This window comes from Variovorax sp. LjRoot130, from assembly GCF_964253755.1.
Taxonomy (GTDB): domain Bacteria; phylum Pseudomonadota; class Gammaproteobacteria; order Burkholderiales; family Burkholderiaceae_C; genus Variovorax.
In genome coordinates, this window is sequence record NZ_CAXURM020000001.1 from 3,383,659 (window position 1) to 3,405,149 (window position 21,491).

Annotated in this window: 21 protein-coding genes; 5 read left to right on the forward strand and 16 right to left on the reverse strand. The window is 65.9% G+C overall.

From position 1 onward, the window contains the following. Positions 1–77: 77 nt before the first annotated feature. The 6 genes from ACSQ86_RS16825 to ACSQ86_RS16850 all read right to left on the reverse strand — a co-directional run bounded on the left by ACSQ86_RS16825 (position 78) and on the right by ACSQ86_RS16850 (position 6,341). Positions 78–1,046, reverse strand: a complete 969-nt coding sequence (locus tag ACSQ86_RS16825; RefSeq protein WP_436309226.1) for a D-2-hydroxyacid dehydrogenase — start codon at positions 1,044–1,046, stop codon at positions 78–80. A gap of 45 nt (positions 1,047–1,091) precedes the next feature. Further along, a complete protein-coding gene (locus tag ACSQ86_RS16830; RefSeq protein WP_436309227.1) occupies positions 1,092–2,075 on the reverse strand; it encodes a Bug family tripartite tricarboxylate transporter substrate binding protein in 984 nt (327 codons plus the stop codon). A 33-nt stretch (positions 2,076–2,108) separates the two neighbouring features. Beyond that, the gene (locus ACSQ86_RS16835) at positions 2,109–3,191 is read right to left on the reverse strand and encodes an SDR family oxidoreductase (protein ID WP_436310281.1); all 1,083 of its coding nucleotides are present in this window, start codon (positions 3,189–3,191) and stop codon (positions 2,109–2,111) included. Positions 3,192–3,231: 40 nt separating this feature from the next. After that, complete coding sequence (locus ACSQ86_RS16840; RefSeq protein ID WP_436309229.1) at positions 3,232–4,185, reverse strand: SMP-30/gluconolactonase/LRE family protein; 954 nt, start codon at positions 4,183–4,185, stop codon at positions 3,232–3,234. Between the two features lie 25 nt (positions 4,186–4,210). Beyond that, positions 4,211–5,188: a Bug family tripartite tricarboxylate transporter substrate binding protein gene (locus ACSQ86_RS16845; protein WP_436309230.1), complete on the reverse strand. Its 978-nt coding sequence runs from the start codon at positions 5,186–5,188 to the stop codon at positions 4,211–4,213. Positions 5,189–5,336: 148 nt separating this feature from the next. Then, a complete protein-coding gene (locus ACSQ86_RS16850) occupies positions 5,337–6,341 on the reverse strand; it encodes a LysR family transcriptional regulator (RefSeq protein ID WP_436309231.1) in 1,005 nt (334 codons plus the stop codon). A gap of 92 nt (positions 6,342–6,433) precedes the next feature. Between ACSQ86_RS16850 and ACSQ86_RS16855 the strand changes: the two genes are divergently transcribed. The 3 genes from ACSQ86_RS16855 to ACSQ86_RS16865 are packed head-to-tail and all read left to right on the forward strand — an operon-like array spanning position 6,434 to position 10,325. Next, positions 6,434–7,426, forward strand: coding sequence for a Bug family tripartite tricarboxylate transporter substrate binding protein (locus ACSQ86_RS16855; RefSeq protein WP_436309232.1), 993 nt, complete (start codon positions 6,434–6,436; stop codon positions 7,424–7,426). A 1-nt stretch (position 7,427) separates the two neighbouring features. Beyond that, entirely contained in the window at positions 7,428–8,441 is a 1,014-nt protein-coding gene (locus tag ACSQ86_RS16860) for an alpha/beta fold hydrolase (protein ID WP_436309233.1), read from the forward strand. 36 nt (positions 8,442–8,477) lie between these two features. Continuing rightward, positions 8,478–10,325, forward strand: coding sequence for a tannase/feruloyl esterase family alpha/beta hydrolase (locus tag ACSQ86_RS16865; protein ID WP_436309234.1), 1,848 nt, complete (start codon positions 8,478–8,480; stop codon positions 10,323–10,325). Between the two features lie 118 nt (positions 10,326–10,443). Here the strand turns inward: ACSQ86_RS16865 and ACSQ86_RS16870 are convergent, their stop codons facing one another. From ACSQ86_RS16870 to ACSQ86_RS16895, 6 genes are all read right to left on the reverse strand, one after another. Beyond that, entirely contained in the window at positions 10,444–11,262 is an 819-nt protein-coding gene (locus ACSQ86_RS16870) for an alpha/beta fold hydrolase (protein WP_436309235.1), read from the reverse strand. A gap of 93 nt (positions 11,263–11,355) precedes the next feature. Further along, entirely contained in the window at positions 11,356–12,801 is a 1,446-nt protein-coding gene (locus ACSQ86_RS16875; RefSeq protein WP_436309236.1) for an FAD-binding oxidoreductase, read from the reverse strand. Positions 12,802–12,830: 29 nt separating this feature from the next. Further along, entirely contained in the window at positions 12,831–13,826 is a 996-nt protein-coding gene (locus ACSQ86_RS16880; protein WP_436309237.1) for a Bug family tripartite tricarboxylate transporter substrate binding protein, read from the reverse strand. A 31-nt stretch (positions 13,827–13,857) separates the two neighbouring features. Then, positions 13,858–15,336 (reverse strand): aldehyde dehydrogenase, encoded by a 1,479-nt coding sequence (locus ACSQ86_RS16885; RefSeq protein WP_436309238.1) that lies wholly within the window; start codon positions 15,334–15,336, stop codon positions 13,858–13,860. Positions 15,337–15,372: 36 nt separating this feature from the next. Beyond that, positions 15,373–15,969, reverse strand: coding sequence for a thiamine pyrophosphate-dependent enzyme (locus tag ACSQ86_RS16890; protein ID WP_436304415.1), 597 nt, complete (start codon positions 15,967–15,969; stop codon positions 15,373–15,375). Beyond that, entirely contained in the window at positions 15,966–16,505 is a 540-nt protein-coding gene (locus tag ACSQ86_RS16895) for a phosphonopyruvate decarboxylase (protein WP_436309239.1), read from the reverse strand. The genes ACSQ86_RS16890 and ACSQ86_RS16895 overlap by 4 nt, the downstream gene beginning before the upstream one ends. A 116-nt stretch (positions 16,506–16,621) precedes the next feature. Between ACSQ86_RS16895 and ACSQ86_RS16900 the strand changes: the two genes are divergently transcribed. Further along, entirely contained in the window at positions 16,622–17,554 is a 933-nt protein-coding gene (locus tag ACSQ86_RS16900; RefSeq protein ID WP_436309240.1) for a LysR family transcriptional regulator, read from the forward strand. Between the two features lie 92 nt (positions 17,555–17,646). Here the strand turns inward: ACSQ86_RS16900 and ACSQ86_RS16905 are convergent, their stop codons facing one another. From ACSQ86_RS16905 to ACSQ86_RS16920, 4 genes are all read right to left on the reverse strand, one after another. Continuing rightward, positions 17,647–18,045, reverse strand: a complete 399-nt coding sequence (locus tag ACSQ86_RS16905) for a hypothetical protein (RefSeq protein ID WP_436309241.1) — start codon at positions 18,043–18,045, stop codon at positions 17,647–17,649. Between the two features lie 47 nt (positions 18,046–18,092). Further along, positions 18,093–18,731, reverse strand: coding sequence for a 4-carboxy-4-hydroxy-2-oxoadipate aldolase/oxaloacetate decarboxylase (locus tag ACSQ86_RS16910; RefSeq protein ID WP_436309242.1), 639 nt, complete (start codon positions 18,729–18,731; stop codon positions 18,093–18,095). 61 nt (positions 18,732–18,792) lie between these two features. Further along, on the reverse strand, positions 18,793–19,674 hold the full coding sequence (locus ACSQ86_RS16915; RefSeq protein WP_436309243.1) for a Bug family tripartite tricarboxylate transporter substrate binding protein: 882 nt from the start codon (positions 19,672–19,674) through the stop codon (positions 18,793–18,795). Positions 19,675–19,813: 139 nt separating this feature from the next. Beyond that, complete coding sequence (locus ACSQ86_RS16920) at positions 19,814–20,497, reverse strand: RraA family protein (protein WP_436309244.1); 684 nt, start codon at positions 20,495–20,497, stop codon at positions 19,814–19,816. 87 nt (positions 20,498–20,584) lie between these two features. Here ACSQ86_RS16920 and ACSQ86_RS16925 point away from each other — a divergent pair, with 87 nt between their 5' ends. Further along, complete coding sequence (locus tag ACSQ86_RS16925; protein WP_436309245.1) at positions 20,585–21,481, forward strand: LysR family transcriptional regulator; 897 nt, start codon at positions 20,585–20,587, stop codon at positions 21,479–21,481. Positions 21,482–21,491: the final 10 nt, after the last annotated feature.

Sequence of the window (21,491 nt, forward strand, 5' to 3'; positions counted from 1 at the left end):
CGCTCCTGTCGCGTCACTCGCCATGAGACACGCCGGGCCCGGTTGGGAAAGGCCGAGCCAGCCCGGCGTCGCCACCGCTATGACCCTTGCTCGGCCTGCACGAGGTTCACCGGCGTGCCCTTGGCAAAAGCCTCGATGTTGTCGATGAGCTGATCGGCAAGGCCCTGCACCGCCTCGTCGCTCGCCCAGGCCACGTGCGGAGTCAGCAGGAAGTTCGGCCGGTCCAGCAACGCCGTGAACGGATGGTCGGGCGGAGGCGGCTCGACGCTGACGACGTCGAAGGCAGCGCCGCTGATCTGCCCGGCGTCCAGTGCGGAGCCGACGGCGCTTTCGTCGACGAGCCCGCCGCGCGCCGTGTTGATCAGCAAGGGCTGGCGAGTCATGCGCCGGAACTCGCCGGCACCGATCATGTTGCGCGTGCTCGGCATCAGCGGGCAATGCAGCGTGAGGACGTCGGAGCGTTCGAGCACCTGCTCGAAGGGCGTGTACAGCGGGCCCATGTCCGCACGCCCCTTGTAGGCAGCGAACAGGACGTCCATGCCCAAGGCCCGTCCCATGGCCGCGACCGCCTGGCCCAGCGCACCATCGCCGATGATGCCCAGCGTCGAGCCGGCGAGATCCCGGATCGGATAATCGAAGAAGCAGAACTGCCCTGCCTCCTGCCAGCGGCCGGCGCGGACCGCATCCCGGTAGGCGCAGATGCTGCGACGCAGGGCGAAGATCAGTGCGAAGGTGTGCTCGGGAACGGTGTGAACCGCGTAGTTTCGGATGTTGCTGACGGCGATCCCGCGCCTTGCGCAGGCGACCAGATCGATGTTGTCGGTGCCGGTCGCGGCCACTGCGATCAACCGCAGGCGCGGCGCGGCCGCGATCGATCGGGCGCCCAGTTTCACCTTGTTGACGATCACGATATCGGCCTCGGCCAGGCGCTCGGCGAGCTGGTCCTGCGAGGTCCGATCGTGGATCTGCAGGTGATGGGCAAAGTCGGGCTTTCTGAGCACGGTCTGGGGCGAAATCGTGGCGCGGTCGAGGAAAACGATGTTCATGGGAATGCTGGAGAAGGTGAAGGATTGCGTGCTCGGACTGGGTTCTCACTCGAAGCGGATGTCGTTCTCCTTGGCGATCTTTCCCCACTTGAGGTGCTCGGATTGATGAAAGCGGCGGAAGTCCTGCATGGCACTGCCGATGCATTCCAGGCCGAGGTCAGAAAGCCGGGCCTTCATCTCGGTGCTGCGCATGATCCGCACGGCCTCCGCGTTCAGCCTCGCCACGATCTCGCCCGGCGTGCCGGCCGGCACGAAGAGCGCATGCCAGCCGTCCGCCTCATAGCCCGCGAGGGTCTCGCTCACCGTGGGTACCTCCGGCAGTACCGTGGAACGCTTGACGCTGGTGGTCGCCAGTGCCTTCATCTTCCTCGAGCGAACAAGCGGAATGGTCGTGGTTGCTGCCTCGAAGCCGATCTCGACGAGGCCGCCCATCATCTCCGGCAGCGGTGAGGTCCTGTAAGGGATGTGCCGCATGGTGGTGCCGGCCAGGTTGTTCAGGTACTCCATGCGAATGTGCGTGGCGGACCCGATGCCGTAGGACGCATAAGTGATGGAGCCCGGCTTGTCTTTGGCTGCAGCGATCAGCTGCTGCAGCGAGTCGTAGGGCCGCGTGGGCGGCGTGATCAGGTAGAAGGGCACGCTCGTGAGCTGCGTGACGGGCAGGAAGTCCTTGAAAGGGTCGTAAGGCGTCTTGCTGTTGATGTGGGGCATGACTGCCATCAGTGCATCGACCCCGAGCAACAACGAGTAGCCGTCGGCCGGACTCTTTGCCACGTTGTCCGTGCCGATGATCCCTGCTGCCCCGACCCGGTTGTCGATCACCACCGGCTGCTTCAGCGCGACGGAGAGCTGGTCTCCAAGAAGCCGCGCGACCACGTCGACCGAATTGCCGGCGGCGAAGGGAACGACGATGCGAAGCGGTCGGCTCGGCCATGGACTCTGGGCCCGGATCGCCTTTGGAGCGCCGACCACGGCAGCGCCGATCGCGACCATGGCCGAGCGCCGGTTCATGCGGAAATGAGGTCTCATGGTTAGCGTCTCCTTCTTGCCCGCAGGCGGGCTTCAATGCGGCAGGACCTGTTCTTCCTGCAGCCGGCGCAGCCAGTAGGCGATGGCGTCCTCCGTATCGAGGAACTCGTTGAATCCATGGCTTCTGAGCTTCAGACCGTCCAGCACGGAATGGGGCGGGTACTCGAACCCGTAGCCGAAGGCCCGGTCCGCGAACTGCCAGGATCTGTCCAGCAGCTTGGCCAGCGAGGTCTGCTTCAGGGCGTGTCGCGTGGCGATCCGCTCCCAGACCTCCTCGTGCCGGGGCATCGCGTCCGCAAGGCAAAGCGGTCGAGGCTCGCCCGCCTCGATGCCGAAATGGCGCGCGATGCCCGGCCAGATGTCCTTCCAGGCGAACACGTCGCCGTTGACGATGTTGTAGGTTTCCCCGCCGCAGATCTCGTGCGTACCCACGAATTCGGCGGCCTTGGCAATGAGGCGCGAATCGCTCGCGCCGTACACACCGTACGCGCCGCCCGGGAAGCACAGAGGCCTGCCGAGCTCGCGCTGGATCGCGGCAAAGGCGCCGATGGCCAGCACGATGTTCATCGGCGTGCCGGCCACCGTCCCGAGTACGAGCTGAGGACGAAGAATGGAGAAAGTCCACCCCCGATGAGCCTTGCGCTCGCGCAGCAGGTCTTCCTGCAGCCAGTAGAAGTTCTTGTGCGGATGCCGCGGCACCCTCTCCTTGCATGGGACCGGCGTAGGCCCGAGGTGCAGGCCGTAGGCCTTGGCGCCTTGCAGCAGCGTGATGTGGCGCAGCTCGGGGGCCGCGCGATCGAGCCCATCGAGCACGTTCCTCAGCATCGAAAGATTGGTTGCCATCTGCTCCTCGTCCCTCCAGCTCGCGACGAGGTTCGGCTTTTCATAGAGCGCGGTGTAGAGGACGTGCGTGACCCCGCGCACGGCACTCAGGCCCTCCACGCAGGCGGACTTGTCGGTGAGGTCGATCTGCAGCTGTCGAACGGAGTCGGGAAACGGCAAGGTGCGGCGGGCGACCGCCGTCACCTGCCAGTCCTGGATCCTGCTGAAGTGTTCCACGGCCGCGGCCCCGACAAGCCCGGTGGATCCGATGATGAGGATGTGGTGTTTGATGATCTGCTCCTGGTTGGAAGGTGCTGGCGGTGCCCAGGCCCGCCTACGGGCCTGACAGCGAGGCCCCTCTGACCTTCAGCTGGATGCGCCACAAGTAGGAAGGCCCCGTCATGTACAGCGTGTCGCCCTCGGCACCGCCGAAGGCAAGATTGGTCAGTCGCTCGCGTGTCTGGATGACCCCCAGATGGGTTCCGTCAGGAGCGATCACCCAAAGGCCGCGTGGCCCGGTGCAATAGACATTGCCGTGCATGTCCACCTTCATTCCATCCGGCACGCCGGGGGAAGCGTCGGAATTCATGTCGGCGAACAGGTCGCGGCGCCCCAGCGGACCATCGCGCCCGGCGTCGAAGCGCCAGATCAGCTTCCGGCGGGTGTCGTTGACGTAGAGGTACCGCTCGTCTGGAGAGAACACCAGTCCGTTGGCCGCGTCGAAGTCCCCGTGCAGCATCTGCAAACCTCCGTGCGCGATGCGGTACACGGCGGAAGTGGCAACGCCACGGTAGCGACCGTCCTTGGGTTCCCGCATTTCCGCAGAAGAGTCGGTGAAGTACACCGTGCCGTCGCTCCTGACGACCAGATCATTGGGGGTATTGAGCCGGCGGCCCTCGAAGGACTCTGCCAACACGGTCCGCCGGCCGTCCGGCTCCAGTCGGCCCACGTGCCGCGGTCCGTAACCGCAATAGAGGATGCGCCCCTGCCGATCCAGCGCCAGTCCGTTCGGCCCCTTGAGCTGCACGCGCCGGGAACCAAGGTCGATCTCGCGAACGCAGGATGCCGGCGAAGAATCGAAGAATGAGTCGGCAATGATGCGCAGGCCCGTGCGGCAGTCCAGTGCGAGGATGGCATCGCTGGCGATGTCCGTGAAGATCAGGTGTCCTCCGCTCGGCGTTCGCACCCACACCGGCCCTTCGAAGAACGCGGCCTGATCCTTGAGGATCTTCTCGACCTGCGCATCGCTGTCCACCAGCGCGTCCAGGCGGGGATCCAGGCGCAGCACGTCACCTATCGGGCTCATGGCATTCTCAGTCCGCACGAATTTGGTATTGCCGGGCAATCTTGCCCCACTTGTCGAACTCCGACTTGATGAGCGCCGAGCACTGGCCGGCAGTGCTTCCGACGGCCTGCAGACCGAGGTCGGCAATGCGGGATCGCACCTCGGGGGCCTTCAGCGCCTTCACGGCTTCGGCATTCAGCCGGTCGATGACGGCGGGTGGCGTGCCTGCAGGCGCAACCAATGCCATCCAGCCATCGTTGTCGAAGTTGGGCACGATCTCGGCGACGGCGGGCACGTCCGGCAGCGCCGCCTGACGCGTAGCGCTCGTGACGGCGAGCGCGCGCAGCTTTCCGCTCCTGACCAGGGGAATGGCCGTCGTCGCCGGCTCGAAAGCCATGGCGATGTTCCTGCTCATCACATCCGGAAGCGGGCTGCTCTTGTACGGCACGTGCAACAGGCTCACACCCGTCATGCTGCTGAGCATCACCATGCGCATGTGCGCGCCCGAACCCACACCGAGGGAGCCGTAGGTCAGGAAGTCAGGCTGTGCCTTCGCCCGCTCCAGCATCGCCGCCAGCGTCGTGAACGGCTGATCGGGCGCGGTCACCAGGTAGAAAGGCCCGTACGCAACCTGGGTCACAGGCACGAAATCTCTGAACGGGTCGTACCTCAGCTTGGCGTAGATGTGGGGCAGCACGCCCAGGATGGACTCGACCGGAAGAAACAGCGTGTATCCGTCCGCGGGCGCCTTTGCTGCGACTTCCGCACCGATGATCCCGGACGCACCGGCGCGGTTGTCGACGATGATCGGCTGCCCCAGCGCCTGTCCCATCTTGTCCGCCAGCAGGCGCGCGACCACGTCAGGCGAAACGCCGGCGGCAAACGGGACGATGAGCGTGATGGGCTTGCTCGGCCATGCCGTCTGTGCAGCCGGCCGGGGCGTGACTGCGAGCAGGCCGCAAGAGCCCAAGGCGGCCAGTACGGTGCGACGGTTGTACGCTTGCATGCATGTCTCCTGGCCGCCTAGCTGCACGACGTGCTTGATCGACAACGGCTGAGATCAGTGTGATCGAACTCGAGACCGCGCGATCGATGTACCGCGCATATGTGTTATTCGGGTGAGTCCAGCCGCTGCACCCTCAGCTCAAAAAGACTTAGTCTCGTGAAGACTTCGGTTGACGCAGATGTTGGCCACTGGCTCCAACCTGCTCGCGCATCTCTGGAGTGACTTCGAACAATCGGGCCAGGAATTCGCACAGGCTTGCGCTGGCCTCGCTCGCGCCGACCGACGGCTTCAGCAAGCCGAGGGGTTCCATCGGGATGTCGCTGCTGACCCGGATCTCGGCGAGTTCGCGTGCAAGTAGATGAGGCCGCACAAAACTCAGCGGCAGCAACGCGAGCAGATCGCCTTGCCGCAAGAGCCACGCCATCATGCTGTCCGAACGCGTGACCAGCGGATGGGTCTTCGGCGTACCGGGGAAACGCTCCGCGAGTGCGTCGAATTGCTCCCTTGCCGCGGATCCTGCCGGCGCCAGCAACCAAGTCTCCCCGCCGAGGCTCTTCCAGCTCACGCGCTTGGCGCTGGCGAGTCGATGACTCGTCGAGCACACCACGGCGAAGCGATCCTGCACCAGAGGATGGAACTGCCACCCTTCGGGATTGACCATGCGCTGGCGGCAGGCGACAAGGTCGACCTCACCTCTGGTGATCGCCAGGAGCTGGTCATCGTTCTCGGCCTCGCGCAGATGCACCCGGATGTCCGGCCAGCGCGCGTTGAACTGCGGGATCGCTTCCACCAGCAGCCCGTTGACGGCTGCCGCGGAGGCAATGAGCCGGACGCTGCCGCGGCCGGCGCTGCGCCGGGCGGTGACGATCTCGGCGCTTTCCGTCACCCCCAGCAACACCTGCCGCGCCACCGGCAGCAGATCGGCGCAGGCCGGCGTGGGCCGGACCCCGCGGGCATGCCGGTCGAAGAGCCGGATGTCCAGCAGCTGCTCGAGGTAGCCCAGCATCTGCGTCACCGAGGACTGCGTGGTGCCGATCGCATCGGCCGTGCGCTGCACGCTGCCCAGCTCCGCGAGCTTCAGCAGCACCTGCACATGGCGGAACTTTCCGCGTGCGAGCAGCCGGTTGACGAGGACGGAGGCGGACTGTTCCAAGGTATCGCCCAGTCTAATACCTCCCACCCACTATTAATTGGGCGCCGCCGCCCGGACTCTGCAAGATGCGCCTGCAGAACAAAGGAGACAGAGTGAGCTGCACGACCTCTTGCGGCATCCGGCGCCGCGGAATCCTCGTCGCCGGCGCAGTCCTGATGGCCGGCGCCGGCCTGTCGATGCACGCGCAGGCCGCGGATTTCCCCACGCGTCCCATCCAACTCGTGGTCGCTGCCCCGGCGGGCGGTCCCTCGGACGCGGTCGCGCGGATGCTGGCGGAGGACATGGCGAAGGTGCTCGGCCAGTCCGTCATCGTCGACAACAAGCCGGGCGCGGGCGGCGCCATCGCCGCCGATGCCGTGGCGCGCGCGGCGCCGGACGGCCACACCCTCATGCTGTCCTGGATCGGCAACGCGACGAACCAGACCTTGTTGCCCCGGCAGGCCCTCGACGTCAATCGCGACTTCGTGCACATCACCCAGGTGGTCTCCGGCGCCAATGTGCTGGTGGCGCGGCCCGGTGTCGCCGGGTCCCTGAAGGAGCTGCTTTCGCTCGCCAAGGCGCAGCCCGGCAAGCTGAGCTACGCGAGCGCGGGCAACGGCTCGTCCGGCCACCTCGCGATGGAAATGCTGAAACAGCGCGCGGGCGTTTCCCTGGTCCACATTCCCTACCGCGGCGGCGCGCCGGCGCTCAATGACCTGCTGGGCGGCCAGGTCGACCTGATGTTCCTCAACCAGGACGCCGTGACGCCCTATGTGCGCAGCGGCCGGCTGGTCGCGCTGGCGATCAGCGGCAGCGCGCGCAACGCGCAGCTGGCCGAAGTGCCGACGGTGGCCGAGTCCGGCTTCCCCGGCTTCGAGGCGACCGCATGGGCCGGCCTCTCCGCGCCGCGCGGCACGCCCGAGGCGGTGGTGCAGCGCCTGCACGCCGCGGCGCTGACGGTCTTGCAAGGTCCCTTCCGAGCGAAGCAGGAGGCGATCGGCGCACAGGTGGTCGGCTCCGCGCCGTCCCAGTACGCCGCCTTCGTGCGCAGCGAGACCGATAAGTGGGCCGCCGTCATCAAGACCGCAGGCATCCGACCCGACTGACATGAACCACACGCTATCGATCGGCTCCTTCGAACTGGAGTCAGGCCGGGTGCTGCCCGCCGTGCACGTCGGCTACGTCACGCACGGCACGCTGGCGCCCGACGGCCGCAACGCCGTGCTGGTGACGCATGGCTACACCAGCGGTCCCTCCATGCTGTCGCCGGGCCACCTGACCGCGGAAGGGTCCTGGGCGTCGCTGCTCGGTCCGGGGCGCCCGCTGGACACCGAGCGCTTCTTCATCGTCTGCTCGAACATGCTGGGCTCCGCCTTCGGCACCACCGGACCGGCCTGCATCGACCCGGCGACCGGTCGCCCATGGGGCGGCGATTTCCCCGCGATCACGCTGGGCGACATCGTCGGCGTCCAGCATCGCCTGCTCGCGCAACTCGGTGTCAGGCACCTGAAGGCGGTGGTCGGGCCCTCCTATGGCGGCTGGCAGGCGCTGCAGTGGGCGCTCGACCACCCCGACATGGTCGACGCCATCGGCGTGCTGATGTCGGGCCTGACACATCCGCCGGGCCTGAGCGCCGCTTCCGTACGCGCCCGGTTCACCGAAAGCCCGCAGTGGCATGGCGGCCGCTACTACGAGCACGGCGGCATGTACCAGGACCTGCTGCAGATGCGCCTGCAGACGCTGCGCTCCTATGGCCTGGAGCGGCTCTACGAGGACCGCATGCCCGATCCGCAGGAGCGCCAGGCCGCGCTCGAGCGGCCGGCCCGCGAATGGGCTGCGCGTTTCGATCCGCACAGCATGGTGGTGCTGGCCGGCGCGGCCGAGCGCTTCGACGTGCGCGCGCGCATGGCGGAGATCCGCGCCCGGCTGCTGTTCGTCGTCTGCACCACCGACGCGATCTTCCCGCCCGATCCACAGGTGCGCTTGCTCTTGCAGCGCACGCGCAGCGTGCACCGCCATCTCGAGCTGGACAGCCCCTACGGCCACATGGCGTCCGGCATCGAATGGCGCCGGCTGGAGCCCGAGCTGCGCTGGCTGCTCGCCAACCCGCCAAGCCAGTGAATCGATAGACCAATACACAGCACAGGAGACAACACGATGAAGAACGACTCGCGCACGAAGAAGCGCCCCGCGCCGTGGGCCGCACTCGGCCTGCTCGCCGCACTCGCCGGCTGCGGCGGCGGTGGCGGCGGCATACGTTTCACGCCCCCTGCTCCGCCGCAGCAAGCCACGACGCTGAGCTGCGACGACAACATGAAGACCGCCTTCAAGCCGGACGCGAACACCACCGTCACGCTGGTCCAAGCCTTCAAGGCCGGCGACGCCCTGAAGCTCGCCAACACGCCCGCCACGCCCGCACCGCCCGTGGCCGGCATCGACACCTGCCTGGTCAAGCTGCTGGTGGGCCCCGGCAACCCCGGTCCCGCCGGCGCGCCCTCGACCTCCGCCGGCATCGGCATCGAGGTCTGGCTGCCCAAGCCGAGCGCCTGGAACAAGATCGTCCGCGCCTTCGGCAGCGGCGGCTGGGCCGGCGGCGTCCATGCCGACACCACGCAGATCGGCTCGCGCGCCCAGTTCATCCCGGCGCTCAACGCCGGCTACGCGATCAGCGCCTCCGACCACGGCCATGCACTGTTGAACAACGGCTCCTTCGCCATGAACCCCGACGGCACCATCAACACCGTGCTGTGGCAGGACTTCGCCGAGCGCAGCATGCACGAGATGGCGGTCAAGACCAAGGCCCTGGTGAAGGCCTACTACGGCGAGGCGCAGGCCTATGCCTACTGGGACGGGTTCTCCACCGGCGGACGCCAGGGCTACAAGATCGCGCAGAAGTATCCGGCGGACTTCAACGGCATCCTGGCCGGCGCGCCGGCTTTCAACTGGAGCAAGTTCATCACCGCAGAGCTGTACCCGCAGGTGGCGATGCAGCGCGAGCTCGGCGCGCCGATGGCCGCGGCGAAGCTGAACTTCGCGAGCGGCGCGGCCGTCAAGGCCTGCGACACCCTGGGCCTGGGCTTCCTGCTCGACCCGCTGCAGTGCCGCTACGACCCGACCAAGGATGCCGATGTGTTGTGCGCGGGCGTCGCCGGCAACGGCGTGACCGGCGCGAGCGCCAGCGCGTCCTGCGTGAGTCTGGCGGAAGCCCGCGTGATCAACCAGATCTGGTACGGCCAGACGGCGAGCGGCAGTACGCCGGACCCGGCCGGCGACAACGGCAGCGGCACGGCCCTCGGCAGCGCGGATCACCTGTGGTGGGGCCTGACGCGCGGCACCAACCTGGCCGTGTCGCTCGCCGGCAGCAACCCGTTCCCGATCGCGACCGACCAGGTGGCGCTGGAGCTCCAGGATCCGAGCTATGCCGGACCCAGCTTCACCAACGCGAGTGGCAACGGCACGAGCAAGTGGAAGGCGCTGGACTATGCAGGCCTCGCGAATGCTTATGCGCAGGGCATCGTCTTGCAGCCGCAGTTCAGCTCCATCAACACCGACGATCCGAACCTGGCCGGGGCGCGCGACGCCGGCACCAAGATCCTGTCCTACCACGGCCTGGCCGACGACAAGATCATGCCGCAGGGTTCGATCAACTACTTCACCCGCGTCTCCGCCGCGATGGGCGGCAACGCCGAGGTGCAGAAGTTCAATCGTCTCTTCCTCATCCCCGGCCTGGCGCACGACAGCACTTTCGCGAGCAGCGCGTCCATCGATTCCGCGACCGGCGCCAACCTAGCGGCCCGGCGTGTGCCGCTGCCGCAGCCCGCGGGAGGACGCGACGAGTTGTTCGCCGCGCTTCGAAACTGGGTCGAGAACGGTGTTGCGCCAACGCGGATCAACTTGGCCTCCTCCGATGGCAGCGTGGGCATGCCCTTGTGTTTGTATCCGCAGAAGGCGAGCTATTCGGGCAGCGGCTCGCTCGCGGTGGCCAACAGCTATGAATGCAAATGAACGTGGCGCCGCTCCTTGAGGGGCGACATGGGACCAGCACTACGGCCAGCTTGTCCTGCGTCGATACGCTGCTGCGCCGCGCTGGCGCACGGGTCGGTGCCGAGCACCGAGCAAGGCCTCATCCAGCCGATGCTGGTGTGAGAAAGCCGGCTAATCGCTCCCACATCTCGACAGGGTTCGAGTACATCGGGAAATGTCCGCTGCGGGAGATCTCTGCCAGCTTGACGCCATTGGCGCGCAGATGCGGCAGGTACGACAGGGACGCGTTCTGCTCCCCATACATGAACATCCGTGGGAACGGCATGGACAAGAATTTCGTCATCAGGTCACCATGGTCCGACAACTCGACCATGGACGTGAAGATGCCGCGCACCGCCTCCACCCGCACCTTGTGACGCAGACTCGACGCATAGAGCGCACTCGAATAGAAGGGCGAGCGCCAAGTCCGCTCGATGAAGTCTTCGAAGAAGGCATCCGCAGTGTCCGCAGGATAGTCGACCACCTGCCGGCTCAGAAAACAGTCCTCGGGGGCCACATTGCCCTCGATGTCCACAAAGCTCAACAGACGATGCGACTGTTCATGCGCCAGCATGAGCGCTGTGAGGCCTCCCATCGAATGCCCGACGAGGTGGAAATTGCCGATCCCGAAGCGCTCGAGCACCGCCTTCGCGGTTGCCACGAGGAAAGGGATCGAAACCTTCGATAGATCGCCGCAGCGTGTGGCTCCACAGCCTGGAGCGTCGTACGCGATGAACGGACGTCCCGCGAACGCCGGGTGACGGACGATGTCGACGTAGTCCTCTTTGGTCGAGCCGAATCCATGCAGGAACACGATCGGTGCCAGTTCGCCTGCTCGGTGCACCGTGGCTACTTCGAGCTCGACGCCCTGCACGTGCAATGTCACGGTCTCTTTTGCGATCTCATCGTGTGTCGACATGTCTTTCCTTGGTGTTGCGATGGGCTGAAGCGCTTGATCGCGCCGCACGCGTGCTCCCGCGCTCTGTCGGATCACATCGATCACGCTGCTGGTTTACGCCTCGAAGGTATTGGCCCGGAGGATCTTCCCCGGATTCATCAGGTTCGACGGGTCGAATTTCGACTTCACCATCCGCATCATCTGCAGGTCGATGGCCGGCTTGAATCGCTCCAGGCGCTCCACGTGCATCCTGCCGATGCCATGTTCGGCGCTGATGCTGCCGCCCAGTTCAACGCTCGCCGCGTGCACGATCACGTTGACGCGCGCAGCCACCGCCTCGCATTGCTCCGGCGTGCCATAGATCGAACGCGAAAGCACCGCGATGACATGAATGTTGCCGTCGCCGATGTGCCCCGCGTGGCACACCGCGGCCCCCGCCACCTGCTGCTCGATGCGCTCGGTCACGAGATCGATGAAGCGCGGGAGTTTGGAGACCGGCACCGACGTGTCGTTCGAGACAGTAAATCCCGCGCGCTTGTTGGCCTCCGAAATGTTGTGCCGCAGCTCCCAAATGCGGTTCGCCTTGGCCACGTCGGTGGCGACCACCGCGTTGATCACCAGGTCGCGCTCGAAGGCGGTCTCGAGCGTCTTCTCCAACTCGGCGACGGCGTCCCACTGCGGCGAGCTGTCCGCGATCTCCATCAGGACGAACCACGGGCTGTCCATTTCCATCGGCGACTGAAGGCCGTGACCGTGCTGCAAGACCAACTCGATCTGCCGGCGCGACATGATCTCGAAGGCCTCGATCCGGTTGCCCACCTGCTCCTGCATGAAGCGCAGAAGGTCGACCGCCTGCTGCACGGCAGTCAGCGCCACCATGGCCGTGGCAGAAACATTGAGACGAGGAAAAAGCTTCAGCACCGCGGCCGTCACCACGCCCAGCGTGCCCTCGGCACCGATGAACAGCTGCTTCAGGTCGTAGCCGGCGTTGTCCTTGCGCAGCGCCCGCAGACCGTCCCACACGCGGCCATCGGGCAGGACCACCTCGAGGCCCATCACCAGCTCGCGCATGTTGCCGTAGCGCAGAACGCCGGTGCCTCCGGCATTGGTCGACACCAGGCCGCCGATCTCGCAGCTGCCGACGCTGCCCAGCAGCAGCGGGAACTGGCGCTGGCGCTCATCGGCGGCCTCCCGCACATGGGCCAGGATGCAGCCGGCCTCGGCCGTCAGCGAGTTGTTGGTGGCATCGATGTCCCGTATCCGGTTCATGCGCGACAGGTTGAGGATCACGGCCGGCCGCTCGGCGCCCGCAACGGCACCGCCCGTCAGGCCGGTGTTGCCGCCTTGCGGAACGATCGCCACCTCCAGGCTCGCGCAGGCTTTCACGAGCTCCGCCACCTCGCTCGTACTGCCGGGCATCAGGACTGCGAGCGCCGCGCCCTGGTACCGGCCGCGCCAGTCCTGCTGATACGGTTGCGTGTCGCCCGGATCAGTCAACACGCGTGCCGGGCCGACAACCTCGGCGAATCGCTCGAGCAAAGCGGCGGTCTTGAGCATCATGCTCTCTCCAGCGTGACGGCACACATGGCTCACTCCCTCTTGAGACCGCCGATGGACTTGATGACCGCGCCCCATTTGTCGAGCTCGGACTTGACCAGCGCATCCAGCACTTCGGGCGTCGATCCGACCGGCGTTGCACTGAGGTCCTTCAGCTTCGCCTGTACGTCCTGCTGCGCCACCACGGCCTGCAGTTCACGGCTCAGCAACTCGACCAGAGGGCGCGGCAGCTTCGCGGGCCCGAAGACGGCGTTCCAGGTATAGGTTTCGTAGCCGGCAAGACCTGCTTCGGCGAGGGTCGGGACGTCCGGAAAGGACGGCGAGCGCTTGCTGGTGGTCACCGCCAGGGCACGCGCCGAGCCGGCTCGGATGTGCGATGCCGCCCCTGTCAGGACGTCGAACAGGATGGGAATGTGGCCACCGACCAGGTCGGTCATGGCCGGCCCGCCACCCTTGTAAGGAACATGACCGATGTCCACACCGGCCATGGACTTGAACAACTCGCCCGACAGGTGTGGAGGCGTACCCACACCCGACGAGCCATAGTTGAACTTGCCCGGTTGTGCCTTGAGAAGGGCGATGAGCTCCCGCACGTTCTGTGCCTTGACGGACGAGCTGACCAAAAGGACGTTGGGCACTGTCGCGACGAGCGAGATGGGCGTGAAGTCGCGCTGGGCATCGTAGGAGGACGGCGGTGTCGAAAGCGGATTGATCGCGTGTGTCGCGACCGTGCCCATCAGCAGCATGCTCCCATCGGAGGCCGCCTTCGCCACCTTGGCGGCGCCGATGGCGCCCCCGCCGCCGGCGACGTTCTCCACGACCACGCTGTGCGCGATACGCTCCGACAGCTTTTGCGCCACCAGGCGGGAAACGACATCCGTGGCACCCCCGGCCGAAAAGGGAACCACCAGCGCGATCGGTCCCTTCGGCAAAACCGACTGCGCGAAGGCGTGCGGCAGGGGCGCGCCCAGCGTGGCGGCAACACCCCACTTCATCAACTCGCGCCGTGACAGCGTCGATGGACTCATGTTCTTGTCTCCGTTTATTGATTCGAATGTGTCAGCGCATCACGAACGGATTGCCAGTGACTGCGCCGCTGTTGATCCAGACGCACTTGGTCTGAAGGTACTCGCGGATCGCATCGATGCCGTTCTCGCGGCCCAGCCCGGAATCCTTGTAGCCGCCGAACGGCGCCATGAAGCTCACGGCGCGGTAGGTGTTGACCCACACGGTGCCAGCCTGCAGCTTCTCGGACATGCGGATGGCGCGGCCGATGTCCTTCGTCCAGACGGCTGCCGCCAGGCCGAAGCGCACGTCGTTGGCGATGCGCAGCGCGTCGGCTTCGTCCTTGAAGCGAATGATCGACAGCACCGGGCCGAACACCTCCTCCTGTGCAATGCGCATGTCGTTGCGCACGCCGGTGAAGATCGTCGGCTGCACGAACCAGCCCTTGCCGCACTCGGGTGCGCTCCCCTTCTCGCCGCCGAGCACGGCTGTCGCGCCTTCGCTGCGGGCAATGTCGATGTACTCCAGCACCTTCTTGTACTGCGGCGGCGTGGTCACCGGGCCCACCTGGGTGTCCGGGCTCATCGGATCGCCCATGCGGGCCGTGCGTGCCACCGCGAGCAGGCGCTCTACGAACGCATCGTGGATGCTGTCCTGCACCAGCAGGCGGGAACCCGCAATGCAGGTCTGGCCCGTCGCGGCAAAGATGCCCGAGATGGCGCCAAAGGCAGCCTGTTCCAGGTCCGCATCCTCGAACACCACGTTGGGCGACTTTCCGCCCAACTCCATGGCCGCGTGCTTGAGGTGGCGGCCGGCCTTCTCGTTGATCAGGCGACCCGTGCTGTCCGAGCCGGTGAAACTGATCTTGCTCACCAGCGGGTGCTCGACAAGAGGCGTGCCCACCTCGGCACCGAAACCCGTGACCACGTTGAACACGCCCGCCGGAAAGCCCGCCTCCTCGAACAGCTCCGCCAGCTCCAGCGTGGAGGCCGAAGTGAACTCCGAGGGCTTGACCACCACGGTGCAGCCGGCGGCCAAGGCGGGAGCGATCTTCCAGCTCAGCAGCATCAGCGGCGAATTCCAGGGGGTGATGGCCGCCACCACGCCGACCGGCTCGTGGCGGGTGAAGGCGAAGTACCCTTTCTTGTCGAGCGGCAGCGTGCTGCCCTGCACCTTGTCGGCCAGACCGCCGTAGTAATGGAACCACTGCGGGATGTAGTTGAGCTGCCCCTGCATCTCGGCCAGCAGCTTGCCGTTGTCGCGAACCTCGGTCGTGGCGAGCTTGACGGCATCGCGAGCGATCAGGTCGGCGAGCTTGCGCATCAGGGCGCCGCGCTGGGTTGCCGTCAGTTCGGCCCAGGGACCTTGCGTCAGCGCCTGGTGGGCGGCCTGGACGGCGGCATCCACGTCGCTCGCATCGCCGCGCGGAATCTGCGCCCAGCTTTCGCCGGTGTAAGGGTTCTGTGTGTCGAACCACTGGCCGCCGCGGGGTTCGCAGGCTTGGCCGCCGATGCGCAGCAGGTAGCGTTTCATACCGTCTCTTCTCGTTGCAGGGGCTGGGGCCCGCTGTCAGAACGGCTTGAGCCCGAGTGCGGCGCGGAACCTGTTCTTGATGAACGGTCCGTCGCGCGGCGGCAGTGCGCGTGGCGGCTCATCGGCTTCGATGAAGACCTGCGCGAACGACACGCCGTCGCGGGCCAGAATGCGGCGCGAGACCTCGCCGCAGCCTTCCAGGCTGTCGGTCGTGAAGGCATCGGCAATGCCGAAGCCCTTGGCCACGGCAACGAGATCCGTGCCCAGGCTGGAGTGGCTGCGCTGCATGCCGGTCTCGCCGAAGTGGCCGTTGTCCAGCACGACGATGCTGAGGTTCCTGGGCTGCTTGGTCGCGATGGTCGCCAGGCTGCCGATGCCCATCAGTTGCTCGCCGTCGCCGGTGATCACCACCACCGACCTCTGCGGCTGCGCCAGCGCCAGGCCCAGGGCGAGCGAGGTCGAACCGCCCATGGCACCCCACAGGTAGTAGTTCTCGTCACGATCGCCGGCGGCGAACACGTCGTAAGCAGCGGAGCCCAGACCCGTCACCACCAGCGCCTCGGGCACTTGCGACAGCAGCTTGGCGACGAACTCGCGGCGATCGGCGCGCGGCCTCGATGCGATCTGGTTCATTGCTTGCGCTCCCACTTCTTGCGACCGATGAGGTTCTGGCCCAGCAGCACGGCCACCTTCTCGCCCGCCTCGAAGGCGGCGTCGAAGCCCGCGCTGACGATCTCTCCCGCTTCTTCCGGATCCGACACCCGCAGCACATGGATGCCCATCAGCTCCAGCGCCGCCTGCGTGGCCTTGCCCATGGGGCCTTGCCACGGGTTGAACTCGGCGTACTCGCCGCGCATGGTGACGAGCGTGAAGAACGGGAAGTCGGCCGCCTGCAGCAGCGAGAACATGTTCACGCAGTTGCCGACGCCGCTGCTTTGCATGAGCAGCACCGCGCGCTGGCCGCCCAGCCAGGCGCCGCTCACCACGGCCACGCCCTCTTCCTCGGTCGTCAACACGACATCCTCGATGTCGGGATCGGCAATGGCGCTGCGGATCACATGCGAGTGACCCGCGTCGGGCACGTACGCGATCTGGCGCACGCCGCCCTCCTTGAGAACCTTGAAGATGGCCTCCTGCCACGCAGGGGCCGGTGCGGGTGTGTGATTCATAGCCGTGTGGAGCCTTGGGTAGTACCGGGGTGCAGGAATCATAATTTTTGATCTATCCTTCTGAGAAATAGAATTTCGGCATTCCACCATCACGATTTGCGATTCGAGATTCATCCATGGACTTCAAGCAGCTGCGCGCCTTTCTCACCGTGGCAGAGACCGGCAACGTCACCCGGGCCGCCGATGTCCTGCATCTCGTGCAGCCCGCGGTCTCGCGCCAGCTGCGGCTTCTCGAGGAAGACATCGGAACGCCTCTTTTCGACCGTGGCCGGCACGGCATGGCGCTGACGCCAGCCGGCCAGTCGCTGGTGGGCTATGCGCGCCGGGCGATGCTGGAACTCGAGCGCGCCCGCGCGGAGATCGGAGGCAGCGGCAACGGCGTGAGCGGCCTGGTCACCCTGGGCCTCTTGCCCAGCACCATCGACATGCTGTCCAGTCCGCTCGTCGCGGCCATGGCAGCCGAATACCCGGGCGTCCGCGTCCGCATCGCGATGGGTTATGCGGGCACGCTCCTGCGCTGGCTCGAATCCGGCGAGGTGGATGCGGCCCTGCTGTACGGCGCCGCACGCTCGGCCGAAGTCCAAACGACGCCGCTGATCGAAGAGTCCCTGTGGGTGATCGGCCCGAAGGAAGCCAAGCTGCGCAAGAACAAACCGGTGCCCCTGGCCAAGCTGGCTGGAATGAAGGTGGTGCTTCCCAGCGCGCCGCATGGAATCCGGGCACTGGTGGAGCATGCGTGCGCGGTCGCCAATGTCACGCTGGACATCTGCGCAGAGACCAACGCACTGAGCGTGCAGCGCAGCCTGGTCCTCGGCGGCCACGGCCTGACCATCCTTCCGCCGATCGCGGTGGCCGAGGACCTCCGCAGCGGCAAGCTGTCGGGTGCGCCCCTGGCCGATCCGCCGATCGCCCGCACCATCGTGCTCGCCCTTCCCGCCGACCGTGCGACGGGACGGCATGTGCGCTGTGCGGTGGACCTGCTGGTCAGGGAAGCGCGGCGCGCGATCGACTCCGGCACATGGCTGGAGGGCCACTGGCTCGGCGCCTGACGCCCGACGCCTCTGTCGATTCGTCGCTCTGCAGACCAGTCCCGCCACGCGTCCTCATGTGGCTGATGAGCTGCCGGGCCGGTGTCGTCCGATCAGACAGAAGCGATGAGCTCCATCCGCAGCTCCCGGATGCGAGGCTCCACGTAGTAGCCGCCGTACTCGGTGTAGCGCAGGAAGGGCCGGCCGCACCCGACGCAGGCCCAGAGCTCGCAGCGGTTGTAAGGATGAAAAGCGGGCGCGATCGGCGCCTGAGGCGACCAGTAGCTGGTGCCGTTCGGGTGGTACTCGTCCAGCGTGGGCTCCTGGTCGCCAGGCGGGCGAAGAGAACCGACCCGACGCAGACTGCTTTCATCCGCGGTTGCCGAAAGAGCCTCCCAGCCAGGGCAGCGAAGTGCAGCGCACCGCGCGCAGCCCTTGTTCGACACGTGCTCGCGCGCCAGCCGAAGCAAGGCTTCGGCATCGAGCACGGCATCGTTCGGATCGGGAAGCATACGTCAGTCCAGCGTCACGCCGGTCACTGTACTCGCGTCGAGCCCACTCAGGTCAGGCCGAGCCGACGCAGTGTGTCCGTGAGGCCGAGCAGGTCCGAGGTGAAGCGCCCTTGCGCGATGGCCTCGCGCTGCGTCGCTTCCTTCTCCTCGCGCGCCAGGCTGGCCGCGATGGTCGACTCCACCTCGCCCCGCGGCACCACCGCAAGGCCATCGCGGTCGCCGACGATGACATCGCCGGGATGGATCAGCACGTCGCCGATGCTGACGGGCACGTTGACCTTGCCGGGTTGATTCTTCGCAGTCCCCTTGATCGAAAGCCCGCGGCAGAACACGGGAAAGCCGAGCTCGATGATGAGATTGGCATCGCGCACGCAGCCGTTGATGACCAGGCCGGCGAGGCCGACCTTCATCGCCTGGATCGTCAGGACATCGCCCCATGGTCCGGCTTCCATGAAGCCCTTGGCGTCGACCACGAGCACGTCGCCCGGCTTCGCCTTCTGAACCGCATAGTGCAGCATCAGGTTATCCGCCGGACGGCAATCGACGGTGAACGCGGGCCCGGCAAGACGCACCGTCGGATCGATAGGCTTCATGCCATGGTCGAGTGCACCCTTGGCGCCCTGCGCCTCGTAGACGGTTGCTGCGCCGAGGTCACGCAGCTGGACAATTTGTTCGGAAGTAGCCAAGGGAATCTCCAGAAAGGTATCAGGGATGGCGCGACGCACCCCGCACGAAGTTAGAGGCCGTTCAGTCGACCTTCGCACCGGACCGCTTCACCAGCGATTCCCAGTAAGGAAGCTCCTTCGCGATGAACTGGCTGAACTGCTCGGAACTGCCCGCGACATCGCGGGAGCCCATGTCGGCGAGGCTCTTCGATACTTCCGGGCTCTTGAGCACCTTGATCAGGTCGCGATTCAGTCGCTCGGTCAGCGCAGCAGGCGTTTTGGCGGGCGCAAAGATGCCGTACCAGTTCTCGACCACGAAGTTCGCGTAACCGAGTTCCTTCATAGTCGGGACATCGGGGAGGTTCTTCGAACGCGTGCTGCCGGTCGTTGCCAGCGCCCGGATGCGCCCGCCACTGCTCAGTTGCGAAGCGATCGCCGTGGTCGTCTCGAAAGCAACGGGCACTTGCCCGGCAATCACGTCCTGCAGCGCTGGCCCCTGCCCGCGGTATGGGATGTGGGTCATGTCCAGCTTCATCTCGAGCTTCAGCATTTCGCCCATCAGGTGTTGCGGGCTGCCGCTGCCGCCAGAGGCAAAGCTGTACTTGCCCGGAGCAGCCTTGATTGCCGCACTGAGCTGATCGACCGTTTTCGCGGACTCTGAAGCGTTGACGTAGAGGACCAGCGGCACGGAGGCCACCTCGACGATCGGCGTGAGCGACTTCACCGGATCGAGCCGGAGCTTGTAGAGGTTGCGATTGATGACGATCCCGGTGTTGTTGCCCAGCAGCAGCGTGCAACCGTCCGGCGGAGCGCCTGAAACGAACTCGGTGCCGATGTTGCTGCTGGCGCCGCCCTTGTTGTCCACGATGACGGTGGAACCGAGCTCCTTCGCCAGGCCGGGCGCGACCAAGCGCGCAAGAATGTCAGTCGTGCCACCCGGTGGATAGGGCGAGACGATCTTCACGACCTTGCAGGGATAGGCGCCCTGCGCCGATGCACCGCCCGCAGCTGCAGTCAATGCCAGACCCAGCGCAGCGAGTTGGAGGATTCGGTGGGGAAGTCTCATGGTTTGTCTCCAGCTTTGGTTATGGATCGCGAATTGGCTACCCTGCGAGCGTCGTAGGGGCTCGCTGCAAGGTGTGATAGCCATACTTCTTTCGAGCCTCCGACAGAGGCATGCCCGCGATTGCCGCCTCGAGGATCTGTGCCTCTACCGCTCGGGTCTCCAGCGCCTTGACCAGCACTTCCTGCGTCCGCTGATGCGGCACCACCACGACGCCATCGTCGTCGCCGATCACCAGGTCGCCGGGGCAAACTCGAGCATCGCCCAGCTGCACAGGGGCCTCGTACGCCTCCACCTGCACGCGATCCTTGCCCGTCCGCATGAACTTTCCGCAGGCATACAGCGGGTAGCCTGCGGCGTCCGCCTCGGCGGTATCGCGACAAACGCCATGCACGACAGTGCCGCCGATGCGCTTGTGCGCGGCAAGCTGGCTCAGGATGCCGCCCCAGACGGTGCAGTCCAGGCGCCCGCCGTTGTCGAGCACGACCACCTGGCCGGGTGTCAGTCGGTCGATGAAGTCTCCGACCGTGCCGGGCTCGAACCTGTCGATCGGCGCGAACCGGATCGTGAATGCAAAGCCAAAGAGCTTCGCCGGTCCCGCGATCGGCTTGATGCCCAAAGCGCTGCCGGGCAGCTCGAAGAAGTCGAGTGCGTCCGAGATTTCTGCTGTCGATAGGGATCGGCTCTGTCGCAGCCACTCTGGTTCATGGGCATGTTCTGTCATCGATGTCTCCAGTGGGTTCAGGAGTTGATATTCAAGTAAACTGAAATCGAAAGCAATCAACTAGTTTTGACTATGAGTTCAGAAAACATGAACCTGAAGCCGCTGAGGTATTTCTGCGAAGTGGTGGAGGCAGAGAACGCCAACATCGCGGCGGTGAGGCTCCACGTGGTACCGGCCGCCGTCAGCATGCAGCTTGGGCATCTGGAAGCTCTCCTCGGCGGCAAGGTGTTCGACCGCACCAGCCGCCCCATGAAGCTGACGACGCTGGGCCACTTCCTGTACCCGAAAGCGAAGGCGCTGATCTCCGATGCGCAGCGCATGCTCGACGAAGCCAAGGATGTTGCGTCCGGTCATCTCGGCTGGCTCAGCATCGGCTTCACGCGCTCGACGATCTTCTCGGTGCTGCCGGACGCCGTGCGAACGATGAGCGCCGCTTTCCCCAAAGTGCGCATCGATCTGACGGAGATACTCACGGAGCATCAGGCCGAAGCCCTGCGCAGCGGCCTCATCCATGTCGGCCTGTCGCGCACGATTGGCCAACTGGCGGAGGAAGACGACCTCGACTACATCCACCTGTTCGACGAAGCACTGATCGCTGCGGTGCCATCGGCTGGCACGCTCGCCCGGCGGAAGTCCCTGGGCCCGGGCGACCTTGCCGCATCCACCTTCATCAGCTATCCGAAGGACCCCAACAGCAGCTTTGCGCGCCATGTCATCCAGGCCCTGGAGAACGCGGGCGTCAAGGTGCGTGTCGGCTACGAAGCCAAGGAGATCCACACCGCGCTCGGCCTCGTAGCAGCGGGCCTGGGATTCACGCTGGTCGGAAAATCGGTCGCAGACAACAACAGAAGCGACATCGCCTTTCGGCCGGTAAAGGGCCTCAATGCGATGGCCAAGGTGTTCGCCGTTCGCAAGAATGGCCCTCCCTACCAACTCGTGGATGCCTTCCTGGAAATTGCCGTCAAGCAATCGCTCGCCAGGTGACGAAGCTCCC

What these genes read in the sequence shown, in the direction of transcription:
- ACSQ86_RS16900 (WP_436309240.1), top strand. Translation starts at nt 16,622, where the DNA reads ATGGACTTCAAGCAGCTGCGCGCCTTTCTCACCGTGGCAGAGACCGGC.
- ACSQ86_RS16865 (WP_436309234.1), top strand. Translation starts at nt 8,478, where the DNA reads ATGAAGAACGACTCGCGCACGAAGAAGCGCCCCGCGCCGTGGGCCGCA.
- ACSQ86_RS16895 (WP_436309239.1), bottom strand. Translation starts at nt 16,505, where the DNA reads ATGAATCACACACCCGCACCGGCCCCTGCGTGGCAGGAGGCCATCTTC.
- ACSQ86_RS16920 (WP_436309244.1), bottom strand. Translation starts at nt 20,497, where the DNA reads ATGACAGAACATGCCCATGAACCAGAGTGGCTGCGACAGAGCCGATCC.
- ACSQ86_RS16885 (WP_436309238.1), bottom strand. Translation starts at nt 15,336, where the DNA reads ATGAAACGCTACCTGCTGCGCATCGGCGGCCAAGCCTGCGAACCCCGC.
- ACSQ86_RS16875 (WP_436309236.1), bottom strand. Translation starts at nt 12,801, where the DNA reads ATGATGCTCAAGACCGCCGCTTTGCTCGAGCGATTCGCCGAGGTTGTC.
- ACSQ86_RS16825 (WP_436309226.1), bottom strand. Translation starts at nt 1,046, where the DNA reads ATGAACATCGTTTTCCTCGACCGCGCCACGATTTCGCCCCAGACCGTG.
- ACSQ86_RS16890 (WP_436304415.1), bottom strand. Translation starts at nt 15,969, where the DNA reads ATGAACCAGATCGCATCGAGGCCGCGCGCCGATCGCCGCGAGTTCGTC.
- ACSQ86_RS16880 (WP_436309237.1), bottom strand. Translation starts at nt 13,826, where the DNA reads ATGAGTCCATCGACGCTGTCACGGCGCGAGTTGATGAAGTGGGGTGTT.
- ACSQ86_RS16860 (WP_436309233.1), top strand. Translation starts at nt 7,428, where the DNA reads ATGAACCACACGCTATCGATCGGCTCCTTCGAACTGGAGTCAGGCCGG.
- ACSQ86_RS16870 (WP_436309235.1), bottom strand. Translation starts at nt 11,262, where the DNA reads ATGTCGACACACGATGAGATCGCAAAAGAGACCGTGACATTGCACGTG.
- ACSQ86_RS16830 (WP_436309227.1), bottom strand. Translation starts at nt 2,075, where the DNA reads ATGAGACCTCATTTCCGCATGAACCGGCGCTCGGCCATGGTCGCGATC.
- ACSQ86_RS16845 (WP_436309230.1), bottom strand. Translation starts at nt 5,188, where the DNA reads ATGCAAGCGTACAACCGTCGCACCGTACTGGCCGCCTTGGGCTCTTGC.
- ACSQ86_RS16925 (WP_436309245.1), top strand. Translation starts at nt 20,585, where the DNA reads ATGAACCTGAAGCCGCTGAGGTATTTCTGCGAAGTGGTGGAGGCAGAG.
- ACSQ86_RS16905 (WP_436309241.1), bottom strand. Translation starts at nt 18,045, where the DNA reads ATGCTTCCCGATCCGAACGATGCCGTGCTCGATGCCGAAGCCTTGCTT.